13 protein-coding genes and 1 tRNA gene are annotated in these 15634 nt (G+C 37.5%); 6 read left to right on the top strand and 8 right to left on the bottom strand.

What is annotated here, in order from left to right:
- The first annotated feature begins 1 nt into the window (after position 1).
- Positions 2-961 carry a protein translocase subunit SecF gene (gene secF / locus BTO11_RS00090; RefSeq protein WP_105050663.1) on the top strand — a complete coding sequence of 320 codons (960 nt, stop codon included), beginning with the start codon at positions 2-4 and terminating at the stop codon, positions 959-961.
- A gap of 94 nt (positions 962-1055) precedes the next feature.
- Entirely contained in the window at positions 1056-1541 is a 486-nt protein-coding gene (locus BTO11_RS00085; protein WP_105050662.1) for a YajQ family cyclic di-GMP-binding protein, read from the top strand.
- Between the two features lie 113 nt (positions 1542-1654).
- On the opposite strand, the gene BTO11_RS00080 is transcribed toward BTO11_RS00085, so the two are convergent.
- Both BTO11_RS00080 and BTO11_RS00075 read right to left on the bottom strand, forming a co-directional pair.
- Positions 1655-2230 (bottom strand): LPP20 family lipoprotein, encoded by a 576-nt coding sequence (locus BTO11_RS00080; protein ID WP_105050661.1) that lies wholly within the window; start codon positions 2228-2230, stop codon positions 1655-1657.
- Positions 2227-3336: a hypothetical protein gene (locus BTO11_RS00075; protein WP_105050660.1), complete on the bottom strand. Its 1110-nt coding sequence runs from the start codon at positions 3334-3336 to the stop codon at positions 2227-2229. The genes BTO11_RS00080 and BTO11_RS00075 overlap by 4 nt, the downstream gene beginning before the upstream one ends.
- 187 nt (positions 3337-3523) lie before the next feature.
- Between BTO11_RS00075 and BTO11_RS00070 the strand changes: the two genes are divergently transcribed.
- A complete protein-coding gene (locus BTO11_RS00070) occupies positions 3524-4333 on the top strand; it encodes a mechanosensitive ion channel family protein (protein WP_105050659.1) in 810 nt (269 codons plus the stop codon).
- A 95-nt stretch (positions 4334-4428) separates the two neighbouring features.
- Here BTO11_RS00070 and BTO11_RS00065 read toward each other — a convergent pair whose 3' ends face one another.
- Entirely contained in the window at positions 4429-5139 is a 711-nt protein-coding gene (locus tag BTO11_RS00065; protein ID WP_105050658.1) for a glutathione S-transferase, read from the bottom strand.
- 146 nt (positions 5140-5285) lie between these two features.
- On the opposite strand from BTO11_RS00065, the gene BTO11_RS00060 reads away from it, so the two are divergent.
- Complete coding sequence (locus BTO11_RS00060) at positions 5286-7631, top strand: peptidase U32 family protein (RefSeq protein WP_105053607.1); 2346 nt, start codon at positions 5286-5288, stop codon at positions 7629-7631.
- A gap of 214 nt (positions 7632-7845) precedes the next feature.
- Here the strand turns inward: BTO11_RS00060 and BTO11_RS00055 are convergent, their stop codons facing one another.
- From BTO11_RS00055 to nhaA, 3 genes are all read right to left on the bottom strand, one after another.
- Positions 7846-9417, bottom strand: coding sequence for a methyl-accepting chemotaxis protein (locus tag BTO11_RS00055; protein ID WP_105050657.1), 1572 nt, complete (start codon positions 9415-9417; stop codon positions 7846-7848).
- A 321-nt stretch (positions 9418-9738) separates the two neighbouring features.
- A complete protein-coding gene (locus BTO11_RS00050; protein WP_105050656.1) occupies positions 9739-10101 on the bottom strand; it encodes a RidA family protein in 363 nt (120 codons plus the stop codon).
- 71 nt (positions 10102-10172) lie between these two features.
- Positions 10173-11234 (bottom strand): Na+/H+ antiporter NhaA, encoded by a 1062-nt coding sequence (gene nhaA / locus BTO11_RS00045; RefSeq protein WP_105050655.1) that lies wholly within the window; start codon positions 11232-11234, stop codon positions 10173-10175.
- Between the two features lie 30 nt (positions 11235-11264).
- Here nhaA and BTO11_RS00040 point away from each other — a divergent pair, with 30 nt between their 5' ends.
- Positions 11265-12014: an IS4 family transposase gene (locus BTO11_RS00040; protein ID WP_229793409.1), complete on the top strand. Its 750-nt coding sequence runs from the start codon at positions 11265-11267 to the stop codon at positions 12012-12014.
- Between the two features lie 167 nt (positions 12015-12181).
- Here BTO11_RS00040 and BTO11_RS00035 read toward each other — a convergent pair whose 3' ends face one another.
- Both BTO11_RS00035 and BTO11_RS00030 read right to left on the bottom strand, forming a co-directional pair.
- Positions 12182-14134 carry an acyltransferase family protein gene (locus BTO11_RS00035; RefSeq protein ID WP_105050653.1) on the bottom strand — a complete coding sequence of 651 codons (1953 nt, stop codon included), beginning with the start codon at positions 14132-14134 and terminating at the stop codon, positions 12182-12184.
- 457 nt (positions 14135-14591) lie between these two features.
- A tRNA-Leu gene (locus BTO11_RS00030) sits at positions 14592-14676 on the bottom strand.
- Positions 14677-14919: 243 nt separating this feature from the next.
- On the opposite strand from BTO11_RS00030, the gene BTO11_RS00025 reads away from it, so the two are divergent.
- Positions 14920-15480: an RDD family protein gene (locus BTO11_RS00025; protein WP_105050652.1), complete on the top strand. Its 561-nt coding sequence runs from the start codon at positions 14920-14922 to the stop codon at positions 15478-15480.
- The last annotated feature ends 154 nt before the right edge of the window (positions 15481-15634 follow it).

The following is a 15634-nucleotide window of genomic DNA, read 5'->3' as shown; positions in this document are numbered from 1 at the left end:
AATGCAATTATTAAATCTTCAAGACACAATTAAATTTATGTCGATACGCCGTTTTACTTTGGCGTTTTCACTGCTCCTTATTATTGGTTCTTTAGCGTCATTTGCGACCAAAGGAATTAACTGGGGATTAGACTTTACTGGCGGTAGCCTGATTGAAGTTTCTTTTGCTGAAAGTGCAGACCTACAAAAAATTCGTTCAGTGATGGATGAAGAAGGTTTTAGAGACGCAACAGTACAAAACTTTGGTTCAAGTAAAGATGTATTAATTCGTATGGCGCCATTAGAAAATGCAGGTAAAACCACTGCCGATTCTAAAATGGTGGGTGACCGTATTATGAAATCGTTAACAGCGATGGATGATACTGCCACTATGCGCAGAATCGAATTTGTTGGACCAAGTGTTGGTAGCGAACTAAGAGAGCAGGGCGGTTTAGCTATGTTAACTGCGCTTATCTGTATACTAATTTACGTTGCTATGCGTTTTGAATGGCGTTTTGCGGTTGGCTCTGTGTCAGCGTTAGCGCACGACGTTATCATAACGGTTGGCTTATTCAGTGTATTAGGTATTGAGTTTGACTTAACTGTGTTAGCGGCGGTATTAGCGGTTATTGGTTATTCACTTAATGATACGATTGTTGTATCTGACCGTATCCGTGAAAACTTCTTGAAAATGCGTCAAGGCGACTCAGAAGAAATTATTGATACTTCACTAACTCAAACGCTTAACCGAACTATGGTTACGTCAATAACAACAGCGTTAGTACTTGTTGCATTGTTATTAGTGGGTGGTGAATTAATCAAAGGTTTCGCTACTGCATTATTATTTGGTGTGGTTATCGGTACTTATTCTTCAATCTATGTAGCAAGTTCAATTGCACTGGGTTTAGGTATAAGTAAAGAAGACTTAATGCCAACGGTTGTTGAAAAAGAAGGCGCGGATCAAGATCCAATGATGCCTTAACAGCCATACGTAAATAAAAGTAATTTGTTATAAATAAAGCCTTTCTTATTATCCAAAATTAGGATTTGAAAGGCTTTTTGTTAGGAGAAACTCCATGCCATCGTTTGATATTGTTTCAGAAATAGATATGAATGAAGTACGCCATGCTGCGGATAACACAAAGCGTGAACTCGCCACACGATTCGATTTTCGTGGTGTCGACGCAAGTGTTGAATTTAAAGATGAGAAAGTGAAATTAGTTGCGGAAGGCGAGTATCAAATTAGCCAATTAACTGACATTTTGCGTTCGCAATGCACTAAACGCGGTTTAGATGCCAAAGCAATGAATACCTCTGCCAAAATTGATATTACTGGAAAAACCCATACGTTTTGGGTCGACTTTAAGCAAGGGCTTGAACAGGACCTAGCTAAGAAAATTGTTAAGCTGCTTAAAGAAGGTAAGTATAAAGTTCAAGCGTCTATTCAAGGTGATAAAGTTCGTATCACGGGTAAAAAACGTGATGACTTACAGCAAGTGATGCAAGTGTTAAGACAAGCAGACCTTGAGCAAGCTTTACAGTTTAATAATTTTAGAGACTAGTTATTTAATGCTTTCTTTAAGAATCTGACTTTTATGCTCGTTAAGAACTTAAATGACAGGCAATAAAAAACCCAAACATGTGTTTGGGTTTTTTTATAAGTGCTGTTTAACAGCTACTTATTTTTCATAAGTTCAGCGTCTAACTCATCTTGAGCTTTATACGCTTTAAACTCTTGGTATAACACTCTTTCTTGATCAGGAGTAACTGGACGTTGGCTGTCTTTTAAGATGCTAGCAAAAAGTTCTTTAGTTGAAGAAGAACCTAGTGCAGTTAATACGCATAATTGATTTTTACCATCAAAGTTTGCATAAGACGTTTTAATAACGCGCGAACCAGTTAAAGATTGTTCTGTAAGTTGTTTAGAAACAGAAGTAAACGTTGAACCTACTTGTGCTTGACCATCAACATCAATACGTTCTTGGTATGTTTTGTCTAAAGACTGAACACGAGTACCAATTTGTTGAGCTAAATCAACACGAGATAAAGCCGTTGCTTGAGCTTTATCAGTCGTCATGCTGCCAGATGCAGATACACAAGCAGCTGCTGCAATACCGTCTTCAACACTAGGGCTTAATACCCAGTCTGGAATATTAGCGTTAAGCTCATCCGGCGTTTCTGGAGTAGTGCCACATGCAGCTAGAGCTGCAGTAATAGCGATAACAGTTGATAATTTTGTAAGCTTATTCATGATCTATCCTTATTTTCCAATAACCAAATAAATATCTCAGGTTGGAGTTTATCGTTAATTTTCATCTTCATATCCGCAATGTATGCAGACACTATAGATTCGGTATATTGATGAGACTTTCTCACCAGTGAATAATAACCTTGTTCATTTATAACTAATTTAAGATTATTTTTCACATTTATATTTTTGGCTGTTGCCATTTCAAATAAAGCACGTCTAACAGCAACGTCTATTAAGTCACTTAAACGTCCCGTTGATGTTTGCCCTTTAGCATACCCGACAACACCTAATATATCACCTAGCAAGGGTTGATCCATCCAGTTATGTTCAGAGCCAATACTTTTTTTATTTAGGCTGACTTGAGCGTACAAGGTTCCCGTGTGACTACACATCTCTCCAATTGTTACTTTAGGCTGATGTTCAGTTAAATTAGTTATCGAGTAACGTTGTTGGGTATTCGATACTTTTATTTGATCAGTATTTGAGTGCAATGTATCAATGTAGCCTTTTACATGTGCATTATTAATTGTTTGAGCTATATCTTGGGCGTTTTGTATTACGCTTTTAATCTGAGTGTTAGGCATTGCTGTACGCTCAGAAACCGCAATAATAGCGATATTGTCACTGGTATTTTCACATAACCAAAGCGGCGAACATTGCTTAATGTCGCAAGAGTTAACCTCACAGCTTTGGCTAGTATAATCAGGGCTTGGTTTATTGGAGACTAAACTATAAATACGATTGTTTTCTTCGTACTCATCTAAAAAATAAACCGTATGCTGCTGCACTGAATACTGTTTCAGTGGTGCTAGATTTTCTTTAATTTGGACAGGGCTTAAGCCTTCAGATAACAACCAATTATTTAACGCATTGGCTTTAGCAAAATGCAGAGCCGGCATATTAGACGCACTTATTTTACTAGAGACACCATAAATGTTTTTGTTATCGGTATTTAAATTTGTTAACCAACAAGGTGAACTAGCAAACGCTGGAAATTGCGGAATAACAATCAAAGCCATAAAACTAATTACAGTTAATGTTTTTTTAGTGCTGCGTTTAATAAACACCGCATTAGCAAAAAACTGAGTAATTAAACGACAATCCATGAATCTAATCTTTCCAATTATTGGGTCAAGCCAAACTGCTTTAACCCAATAATATAAGCATAAAGCTAACCCTACAAGTAAACAGCAAGGATTAATTGTAAAAATGTGTAATCAAAGTGGTGATTAATCAATATCAAGCTATGCTTGATTCGATTATATAACTCACTAAAAAAATGTAGGAAAATTCATGGATCCAGAAGTATTATTAAATAAGTTAACTGAGTTAGTGCTAACTAACGGACCTAACTTATTAGCTGCAATCGCTGTTCTATTTATAGGTAGCTGGGTAATAAAAGCGGTTGTTGGTAGCGTAAGAATTGCGTTAGATAAGGGCAGCGTTGACCCGTCACTTAAACCTTTCTTACTTAGCATGTTAGGCATGTTACTTAAGGTGATGTTGTTCATCAGTGTGCTTGGAATGTTAGGCATTGAAATGACGTCTTTCATTGCTATCTTAGGTGCTGCAGGTTTAGCGGTTGGTATGGCATTGTCTGGTACGTTACAGAACTTTGCTGGCGGTGTAATGATACTGCTATTCAAACCGTTTAAAGTGGGTGATGTAATTGAAGCACAAGGTTATGTTGGCTCAGTTGCTCAAATACAAATATTTAATACCATTTTAAAAACACCAGATAATAAAACCATTATTATCCCAAATGGTGGTTTATCAACGTCATCAATGATCAACTATTCAACGGAAGAAAAAAGACGTGTTGATTGGACAATTGGTGTTGCATACGGCGATGACCTAGACAAAGCTCGTCAGGTAATTAAACAATTATGTGATGCAGACGAAAGAATCTTAAAAGACCCTGAAGTCTTTATTGCGGTATCTCAACTTGCAGACAGTTCAGTGAACTTTGCGGTAAGAGCTTGGGTTAAAGCACCAGATTACTGGGGCGTATACTTCGACATGAATGAAAACGTATACAAAACATTTGGTAAAGAAGGGCTTAATATCCCATTCCCACAAATGGATGTGCATTTACATAAGTAAGTGTTAACAGTAATTAAATTACTAAATATAAAACCGACCTTGTTGACTCAATAAGGTCGGTTTTTTTATGTATGGTAAAAAATCAAACAAAACAATTAGTTCAAATAAATCACTTCATCCGATGATAAATACAAAGGATGCTTCACCATGACTTTGCTGAACATCAAACTCTGTAAATAGCTGTTAAGCCATTTTTGTAAATTGGGGTAAGGGGATTGTAAATACCATTGGCGTTCAATTTTGGCAAACTGGCGAATAAATGGCAGCAATGCTAAATCTGCAAAGCTTTCTTGGTTGGAGACCAAAAACGAGTGCGCCGTTAATCGTTGTTCCAAGTCAGCAATATATGTTTCACAAACTTGTCGGCACTCAACTAAGTTATCTTCATGATAACGTTTGGCTGCTTTGTAATCTTCTAAGGCTGATTTAAATTCATTATCAAACTTAGCGACTAGTGCAAACATATCTGTTGAAGCTGCTGAATCTTGGCTGTGTAATAAATTGTCTGGATCGTTTTGTGTTAATGCCCACACCATAACGTCAAAGCTTTCATCAATGACTTGTTCAGGCTTTTCATTTTCACCTTTATCCTCAAGGTTAATTGTTGGCGGTAAAACCAAAACGGGTACTGTGCCTTTTGGTGAAGCCGTTAACATATCAGCAGGTTTGTCATTTAATACAATAGAACGCAGAATAACTTGAGTCTGTGAACGAAATATCGCTAACCTAGCGCGCATAGCAAAAGGGCAATTTCTCAATGAGTAGAGTATTGGTAACTCATTGGCTTTATTAAGATTCTCTTTCATCACGTTGTATTCTTTGCCTGGCGTATTAATAATAGTTGAGCATTTTAGTAGGAATAAGCATTTTAACCATATTCATTCTTTAATTATACAGGTAAAATCCCCGCCCAAAGTTTTGCAGATAACAAGTTGTACTTATGAGCCTACAAATGAGCCCTAAAATTGAATTACTCGCCCCAGGTGGAGACGCCGAAGCCATTAAAGCCGCAATCATAGCCGGAGCTGACGCCGTTTATTGCGGGTTAAATACATTTAATGCACGAAATCGTGCGGGTAATATCACATTTGAACAACTTGTTGGCCTAATTCGTTTGGCGCACCAGTATGAATGTCAGATATTCTTAACCCTTAATATTGTTATTTTAGAGCATGAATTTAAGGCGTTAACTAAGTTATTAAATAAGTTGGTAAACACCACGTTAGACGGCGTGATCATCCAAGATTTTGGTTTGCTTTATGTATTGAAAAAATATTATCCAACTCTTGATATCCATGCCTCTACGCAAATGACTACGCATAACGCTGGGCAAATTCCATTTTTGAAAAAGTTTGGCGCATCTCGTGTTAACTTATCCAGAGAAATGAATTTACGCGAAATCACCGAACTAACTAAAGTAGGTGTTGAACACGATGTACTAATGGAAGTATTTGTCCATGGGTCGCTTTGTGTTGCGTTTTCTGGTTTGTGTTACTCAACATCAGCGAGTGTTGGTAATTCAGGTAACCGTGGCCGTTGTAGCCAAGCTTGTCGTGAAGAATATGAAACCACAGAGTCTGGTAATAATTTCCCACTAAATATCAAAGACAATTCCGCCTTTTTTGACTTGCCTGCGTTAATTGAAGCCGGCGTTCATTCTTTTAAAATAGAAGGGCGTATTAAAGGTGCAAGTTATGTACACACTGTCGTGGATAGCTTCCGCAAGCAAATTGACGGATTCTTAAAAACCGGTGAATTGTTAGAAGATGGCGAACGTTTATACAAAGTATTTAACCGCGACTTCTCCAATGCCTTTTTGCGTGGTGACTTAAATCAGTCGATGTTTATCGACAACCCGAGAGATAACTCTAAAGTTTATGCATTAGAGAAAAACGGTGTAGAAAAACAAGTTGCAGAAAGCTTGGTATTAAGAAAACCAGGTATCGAGAGTCGTGATTTAATATCGGTCGTTCAAATCCAACAAGTTGAGAAAGATCTCAATAAAGAGAAAAGCGAACTGCAAGACATCATGCTAGATAAAATCAAACATCTAAGCATAGATAAAATACCATTAACGTTAAACTTCTCAGGCAAACTTGGCGACGTATTTACCGTTACGGTAACAACCCAAGAATATATTTCTAGCTTGTTAAAGACAGAGACTAAATCGTTTGAAATTAATTCAACCAGTTCATTAGTTAAAAGTGAGAAGTTAAGCTTAGATGACAGCACGCTAAGTAAACGATTCAGAAGCTTAAACAATGAAGAGTATAACTTATTAGCGTTAAACTCAGATGGGTTAGATGATGGCTTAAGTATTCCTTATAAAGAACTGACTGCGATTAGAAATGAAATATCACTCATTCTTAATAAAAACACGCCAATTCACCCAGAAGTGGTATTGCCGCCGTTAACTAAACATCAAAAACCGCAAACAGACGGCCTTAAAAAAGCAGACTTGAGTATTCTAATTTGTGACGAAGCGGATGTGATATTAGCGGATTCTACCGACGCGGATATTTACTTCAAATTGCCAGATGCTTACAAGCGTGACTGCACCCACTACATCGATTTCTTAAATCAAAACCCTCGTTTAATACCTTGGTTTCCACCAGTATTAATTGGTAAAGATTACGACGTTGCGGTAAATATTTTAAAGCAGGTTAAACCTAAACTGATTGTGACTAACAACACAGGTATCGCTTATGAAGCCAACGCGTTAGGTATTAAGTGGATAGCAGGTCCGTTTTTAAACACCACTAACTCGTATGCGTTATTAGGTTTACAGCAAGAATTTGATTGTGCCGGTGCGTTTATTTCTAACGAGATAAACTTCAAGCAAATTAGACACATGGCGCGTCCTGATAACTTTAAGATGATGTATAGCATTTATCATCCAATATTATTGATGACAAGCCGACAGTGTTTCTTCCAACAAAGTGTTGGTTGTGAAAAACCACGTATAGACAATGGTTGTATGTTGTCTTGTGATAAATCCACCAGTATCACCAACCTCAAAGGTGACTCGTTTGCCATCGACAAACAAAAAGCCGGTTACCCAAGTATTTATAATCAAGATCAGTTCTTAAATACTGAGATCATCAAAGACTTATCAGACTTGTTTGACAGCTTTATGATTGATTTAACCAACATTGGCGCTGGGGATAAAACCTCACCGGATAAAGTGACGTTAATTCAGCAGTTTGAACAACTGCTTAGTGGCGATATCGCACCAATTGAAGCTATTAACACCTTAGTGCCAGACTCAACCGTAGTGCAATATCATAACGGTTTGTAAGCTGTTTTTTTAAATCAGTTTGAGTGCTTGGTGGTAAATAGAGCTCTTTAGTACAGTGAAAACTCTTGAACTCAAGAGGCTGTAATAAAGAGCATTCTATTTTTGATGACTCTTTTGGTTACTCTTTTGATTCAGTTTATTTGAACTCAGGCATTTGAACTCAGGCATTTGAACTAGGCCATTTGTGCTAGTGAGTTTAAGCTAGCTCATTTAATTAGTGACTGGATTTAAAGCCCATTCTAAACCCACCCCAATGTTTGCCTTTTACAAAAATCGGCACAGATAAGTCATGTAAAATCTCCCCAGTATCACGCTTATAGGTTTGCAATAAAAAGCTGTCAGTATGCGCTCCACAACGACGACCTGTAGGATCATCAAAGATACGTTTGGTACGATTGTTGATTAAATCCTTATCGTAATCCCCCGTTAACGGCTGACTAAATTTGTTGTTATGGGTTGGGAAATACCCATTGGTATCTACCGCTCCAGCAAACATAACTTCATCATATTGTTGTAATACCGCCTCTTGAATTGCAGGGAAGTTTTGATCGGTAAAGTGGTCGTAACTGGTACTGAACTTTTGCGGGTTAGAGTTTTTAATGGGTTGATAATCTTTGGAGAACACAGCTTGTTCTGTTAACCCGCCACTATCAATGGCAGTTTCAAGTAAATCACCAAGGGCTTGAGCCGAAGTTTTAGCGGTTTTAACCAGGTCAGAGAAAAACAGGGATTGGTCTACTTTATCCAATTCTCTAAATACCACCTCAGCGCCATTACTTAAACCAGACGCCTCTTTAGATAAATGATCACTACGTTGGGATATATCGTTTAACGACGTGCTGATACGTGTAATAGAACCACTAATTTGTGCACTGGTTTCACCGAGTTTTTCACCGGCACTTTCAACTTCAGATAACACGACAGAAGCATTTTGAACTTCTTCGGTTAAGGTAATAAAACGTTGGGTTTCGCCTAATAATGTAGTGGATAAAGATTCGGTTAACGTCTTCAGTGAAGTCATTTCATTGTTGGTTAATTCGCTGTTAGTACGTACATCGGCCAACAATCCTGAAATTTGCTCGGAAGCGTCAGCGCTTTTCCCAGCTAACGCTCTTACTTCATCTGCAACAACGGCAAAGCCTCGCCCTAACTCACCGGCTCGGGCTGCTTCAATGGCTGCATTTAACGATAATAAGTTGGTTTGTTCAGACACACCTTTAATAACCGCAGTAATACTATCAATATCATCCGCACTTTGTGTTAACAGGGTTAATTGTTCACTGGCTTTTTGTACTTTCTGTGTCAGCTCGCTAACTTGTTCGGCACTTTGTTTTAAAGCCTGTTGAGCGATACGGCTAGACTCTGCGGTATCACGCATAGTGTGAGTTAATTGACCAAGGTTACTAGAGAGAGTCATGCCTGTGCTAGATAAGGTTTCTACCGCCTGGGTAATTTGTTCGCTGTCGTCGCGAGTACTATGTATGTCTTTACTTAAGGTATCGACAAAATAAGAAACTTCCGCTGCACCCATGGCCATTTTTGACGTTGCACTTGTGACTTTTTGACTTATTTGAGAATAAAAATTATCGGGCTCTACATCGGTATCTTTACCCTGTGAACCTTTATTGTCTGTATTTGATATTCCAGATCGTAATTGTGGTAGAAGAAGCAAACAGCCAAGTAAAATACCAACAATGGTAAAGGGCTGGGAAATCTCATTTTGTAGATAACCAATAATAAATAAAACAATAAGTCCTAAATTGCTGATTAATTGGAAGTAAACCATAGTAATTCCTCTTTTTTTATAGTGTTTAACTATGACGCTAGAAGGTCAACCTAAAAGATAGAAACTAAGACTAAAGTAGTAGAAAAAATCAGCATGTTAACCATATCTATCACTGTAGTACTATTTAGATAAAAGGCTTATTAATAATTGAAAACGTAGTGAAAGGGCGATTTATGAGTTTTAAGGTTGTAAGGCTATAGGCTTGTAAAGATGGAGGCAAAAAAGCGGTAAGCCATAACCGGTAAGTAAAAGCGAATAGCCTTAAATTCAGATAATCAAAACCGACTGTTCTTACATTAAGACAGTCGTTTTGTTTTAAACCTAAAGCTTCGCAGATATTTCAGCGGCAACAATAGACACTTCAACTAACAGAGCTTCGCGTGCCATATCCGCAGTCACACAAGCTCTAGCAGGAGCAAAACCGTCTGGCACCCAACTGTCCCAAACTGCATTCATTTGAGCAAAGTCTTGCATGTCTTTTATATAAATAGTGGCAGATAAAATATGCTTACGGTCGCTACCAGCTTGTTCAAGCAATGTATCCACTTTATCTAACATAGTTTGAGTCTGTTCAGTTATACCTTTGGTCGCATCTGCGCAAACCTGGCCGCATAAATAAATAACCCCGTTGTGTTTCACAATACGGCTCATACGTTGTTTGGTTTCTAGTCTTTCAATGGTCATTATTTTCATCTTTAATAAATAGTTTATAACTCAAATGTTAAACGACATTAACAAGAGTTAATACTGAAAGTTTATGTTTTAGATGGTAATGAAAATATAATGAATCCTAAAATCCCAGCAATGATTGACCCAAACAGAATACCTAATTTGGCTTGTTCAATTAATGCAGGCTGCCCTGCAAATGCCAACGCTGATATAAATAATGACATAGTAAATCCTATACCTGCCAAAAATCCTATACCAACAATATGATAAAAATGTATATCTGGTGGCAACCTGACTAACCCTATTTTTAAACTAACCCAAGCAAAGAGACTAATACCAATTCCTTTACCTAAGACTAAACCAAACATAATAGCGAGTGTGACTATAGTGTCATTAAAATTTGGTATCTCGGTGGGTAATAATACACCTGCATTTAAAAAGGCAAATAAAGGTAAAATAATAAGAGTGACGGGTTTGTCTAATGCACTTCCCCAACGCAAAATAGGAATGGTGTTGCTTTTAGCTATATCTTCGGCTTGCATAGCAAGTGCATGTTGTTGTTCATTAGCTAGAATAGGGGGGTTAGGTTTGTCCATATCTTGGAAGTCTTCGATAACGTCGGACATTTTATTACGAAACCATTTTTTTTTGGCGTAAGGTCGAGTTGGAACCATCATCGCAGCTAAAAGTCCGGCTGTTGTCGCATGCACACCAGATTGCAGGATAAACCACCAAAGTAGAAGTGCGCCAGTAAAGTAAAATATAGGCTTTCTTATACCAAGTATGTTCAACAGAAACAGAAATAATAAAGTGATACCAGCCCAAACAAGTGATTGAACAACAATTTGCTCGGTATAAAATAAACCAATAACAGCCACCGCTCCCATATCATCAACAATTGCCAAGCCTGTGAGTAAAACTGCCGCGGCTTTTGGAGCTTTAGTGCCCATAAGAGTCAAAATAACTATGGCAAACGCGGTGTCTGTCGCCATTGGGATCCCCCAGCCTTGATATGCATTAGTATCACTAAGCCAAATAATACCTATGTATATTAGAGCTGGAAGTACCATGCCTCCAATAGCCATAACAATCACTAATCCTGCGTCTTTTAAATTACTAATAGCACCAAAGAAAAACCCTCTATACATACGCTATTCTTACAGCGCCTTGCTCAAATATTGCCTGATGACTGCAAACCAATCATAGTAAGCGATGCAGGATTTAAAACGCCATGTTTTCGTTCTGTATTAGCGCAAGGTTGGGATTTTGTAGGACGTACGCGTTTACCTAATTTTTACAGCTTGGATGGTGAAAGTTGGCAATCCATTACCAACCTATATAAAACAGCAACAACATGCCCAACGTCCTACACCGGAACGATAGCAAGGAGAAATCCGTTGAATTGTCAGCTGGTTCTTTTTAAAGGAAAGGTCAAAGGCAGACATGCGGTCAATCGAAGTGGCCAAATCAAGCAATCTAAACACTCAAAGGTTCACTCTAAATCAGCGCATGACCCGTGGTTGTTAACGACCTCTTTACCACAAGGGGGTCAGCTAGCGAAAAGAGTAGTGAAAATATACCGTTTACGAATGCAGATTGAAGAAGGCTTCAGAGACATGAAAAGTCACCGTTATGGGCAAGGATTTGAATACAATAAAACCACCGAGACAAAAAGACTTGCCGTGTTAATTCTATTAACAACAATAACGCATTGGGTGCTGATGGCTATTGGGTTGGCTACAAAGAATGCAAAGCGCCATCGTCAATATCAAGCAAATAGTTTAAAAATCGATAACGTGCTATCACTGCATTTTATCGGATTTCGAGTCATTGCCGATAGGTATTCAAAACTCACTGTTAGGCAGTTTTTAACAGCAGTAAAGCAACTCCACTTAACAGGAGGAGCATACTTATTTGAGACACTTTAATTTGTGGGGATCGTACAGTCTCTGGCCCCATTGATTTCATAACGAAGAAAGGAGGAAATGTGAGCTCAAAAAATAAGTTCAGAGCTCGACTCGTTGAAAAGTATAAGCCCCAAAAAGTCAAAAGGGATAGTAAATACCGCTTCTGATACTCGAGACGTGGCATTTATTTAATAGTGTAGGAAGTTATCAGGAAGGCGTTTTCCTAATACTTCTTCGCCAATAATTGAAAGGTGATCTCCATCAGACCATAGTATTTTTTCACAGTTCATAAAATCCTGTGGAAATTGATACTTTAGAGTTTTATTTTGCGATATAAACTTAACCCTGTTTAAAGGGGGGGTATTACTTTCTATATACTCATCAAGCAAATCAAAAAACATTTTATGGTTATTTCTTAACTTAAAGTTAAAATCACAACCTTTCTGAAGTATTTGTTTCGGTGTAAAATGTGGCTCAACTCTACTACCGAACCAAGTGATAGGTGCATACTCACTTATCTCTGAAAGGTAGTTAAGTACAAGTTCTATATGTTCTATATCAATGCTTAAACCCTCAACGCTCATAGATATATCTAATTTACTAAACATATTTCTAGTGCCTTTATTACCATTTTCATCAAGTAACAAATAAAACCCTCCCTGCTCATAAATAATATGCTTAAATATCCGAGGATTAGCTGATAAAAATGTCTTCACTTCCTCATATTGGCACTGACTCTTCGGTGTATGTGGCCGACATCCTTGCGTACTTGTTATTCCAACAATAAAATCATCATCAAATCTGGAAGAAACCATTCCAAATAAATCTTTAGCGTGGCTATCTCCTAAAATCAATATTCCAGAACCATAATTAGACAGACATTTTGACAGCCTTGACTCAAGGTTAGGATTTAAGTTTTGGACATTAAAACGGCAATCAGAAAAGTCTTGGTTACCATCTACATCTCTTCCCCAACTATCTAATTCTGGCGACCTTTCACTAATAATAGTATATGTTTTCTGTGTTATTATATTTTGTCTAAGTAGCCAAGCATTTTCCCCCTTGATGCTATAAATATACGAAGCTAATAATCCAACAATTAACATTATATAAACAGGCTTACATTTTAGGTATCCCCAAAAAAAACCAAAATCACTTCTGAATCTGATTTTTTCAATATATTTATTACTCAAAAAACCAAGTAATACAGACATGGAAATACCAAAATAAACGAATATTTCATTCAATGAAAAGTAGTAAATAGCGACAACAAAAGGCCAATGCCATAGATAAATAGAGTAAGACCAAGCACCTAATTTTTGAAATATTAGATTACTGGTAATAAGGCTATCATTGCGTTGTGCTTGAATTATTAAGAACGAGCCTAAAACGGGAAATATTGCTAAATAACCAGGCCAAGGGTTATCTTTTGAGATTAAGAAATAAGAGCCAATAATTAATGCTAAACCAAGCCATTCTAATAGTTTTTTTCGTTCTTCTTTTATTGCCATAGGATAAAGAAAAGCAACACCGCCTATCATCATTTCCCACGCTCTTGTTGGTAATAGGTAGTATGCAGGGGTAGGCCATTTATAGGTAGCGATGGCGCAAAAGATAAAGCCTAAAACTGTTCCAAGTAACACAGTCGCTTTCATTGCATTTACTGACATAAACTTTCGCATAGCAACAAGCACTAATGGATAGATTATATAGAACTGCCATTCTGCAGATAATGACCAAGTATGTAATAACCATTTTTCGTGCGATGTTGCATCGAAATAGCCAGACTCTCTCCAATAAATTACATTAGATAGAAACGCCATACTACTGGCTACGTGCTTGCCTAGCGCTTTGTAATCCAATGGAGTAAGGTAGAACCAGCCAAATACCAACAAGACTAAACAAAGCACGGCCAAGGCAGGGATGATCCTGTTTGCTCGAGCAACATAAAACTTCAGAATAGAAAAGTTTTCTTGTTCGATTCCCTTAAATATTATTCCCGTCATTAAAAAACCGGAGATGACAAAAAAGACATCTACTCCTGCAAAACCACCGGGCATCCAACTAGCATTGAAATGAAATAGCACGACAGCGATCACTGCTATGGCTCTTAACCCATTGATATCTTTTCTAAATTGCAAGGTAGTATACTCAATAAATAAAAATCAGGGGCTCATATTATACGAATAAGATTGTAAGACAATATTATATAGTACTAATTAGCAATCAGTGGAGTCAGAACACTTGATTTACTTTGGCAAGTTGCTCTTATGGAAGATGCCCTCGTATACCAATTTTACTTCTTAGGTTTCATAAAGAGCAGGCATAAAAAAACCAGTATTCTTTATACAAAAGATACTGGTTGTTTTAGTTATGCTCTTAATAAGAACAAGGCGAAATGGTACCAGCGGTCGCTACTTTCAAAACTCAGGAACCGACACGCCTTTCGGCAGGGCGCTCTTATTGAAAGCGAATCCCCTTTGTTTACCCATTCCATAAGTATTATTATTTGTAGAAGATTACACTAAATTTCAGGCATAAAAAAACCGACTGCTCTTTATTACAAGAAGGTCGGTTGTTTTAGTTATTAGTTAGAAATGGTACCAGCGGTCGGACTCGAACCGACACGCCTTTCGGCAGGGGATTTTGAATCCCCCATGTATACCAATTTCATCACGCTGGCATTTCTATACTATAACTGATGCTTTAATGTAATTTGCTGCAACAATAAGTTTGTCACAACTGCGCTACATTTAGCGAGACGAATTATAACCACGCTTTGGTTGCTTGCAAGTGATTTATCAATATATAGCTCTTGAGTGTTTATATATTGTGCAAATTGCTAAATCAACGCGCTCTATGTTGTTTGGATTTATTGCTTTTGTTGATAGACTAGCCCCAATTATTATTAGCTTAATTGAAATTTATGTCTGAAATTTATCCTCGTGCTGGCTTTGTTAAACGTTTAGCAGTGATCGTTTATGATTTATTAGCGGTTATTGCCTTAGCTATGTTGCTTAGTCTTATCAATTTGGGTGGCCTATTTGCCTTAGAATCTTTTGGCTTGTTTACGTTAACGGGTTACCAAGATCATTCTGCGTATTTAAATCAGCAGTGGTGGTATAAAGTTGAAACAATTGCTGTGATTTGGGGCTTTTATGCTTGGTTTTGGCATGACGGTGGTCAAACGTTGGGGATGCGAGCATGGCGCGTTAAAATTCAAAGTACTAACGACGAGCCAGTTTCGTTTATTCGTGCTGCTAAAAGGGCTTTGTTTGCGTTATTTGGCCTAGGCAACATCTTAGTGTTGTTAATGCCTAAAACTAAATTGTCATTACAAGACAGACTTACTAATACAGAAATGGTGGTATTAACTAAAGAAGCGAATAAGCAGGTTTATTTACGTGGAATAGAAGAGCCTTTACCAAAAAAGACTCATATAGATGAAGTTGTACCAACAGAAAATGCAGTAAAAAAAGAACTATAAATAAAAGTTTATACTTCTTAAACGAACTATACTTGATATGACTCCACAAAAGTAGACACCTATTTTTAGGAATAAGGTGTCATGAAAATCGAATTCAGACGTAAGCACTCCATAGAGTTTAAAATAAAAGCCGTTCAACAATCGCTAGACTCTC

This window comes from Psychrosphaera saromensis (genome assembly GCF_002954545.1).
GTDB classification, from domain to species: domain Bacteria; phylum Pseudomonadota; class Gammaproteobacteria; order Enterobacterales; family Alteromonadaceae; genus Psychrosphaera; species Psychrosphaera saromensis.
The sequence above is the reverse complement of the archived record's forward strand: the minus strand, read 5'-3'. Positions and strand labels throughout refer to the sequence as shown.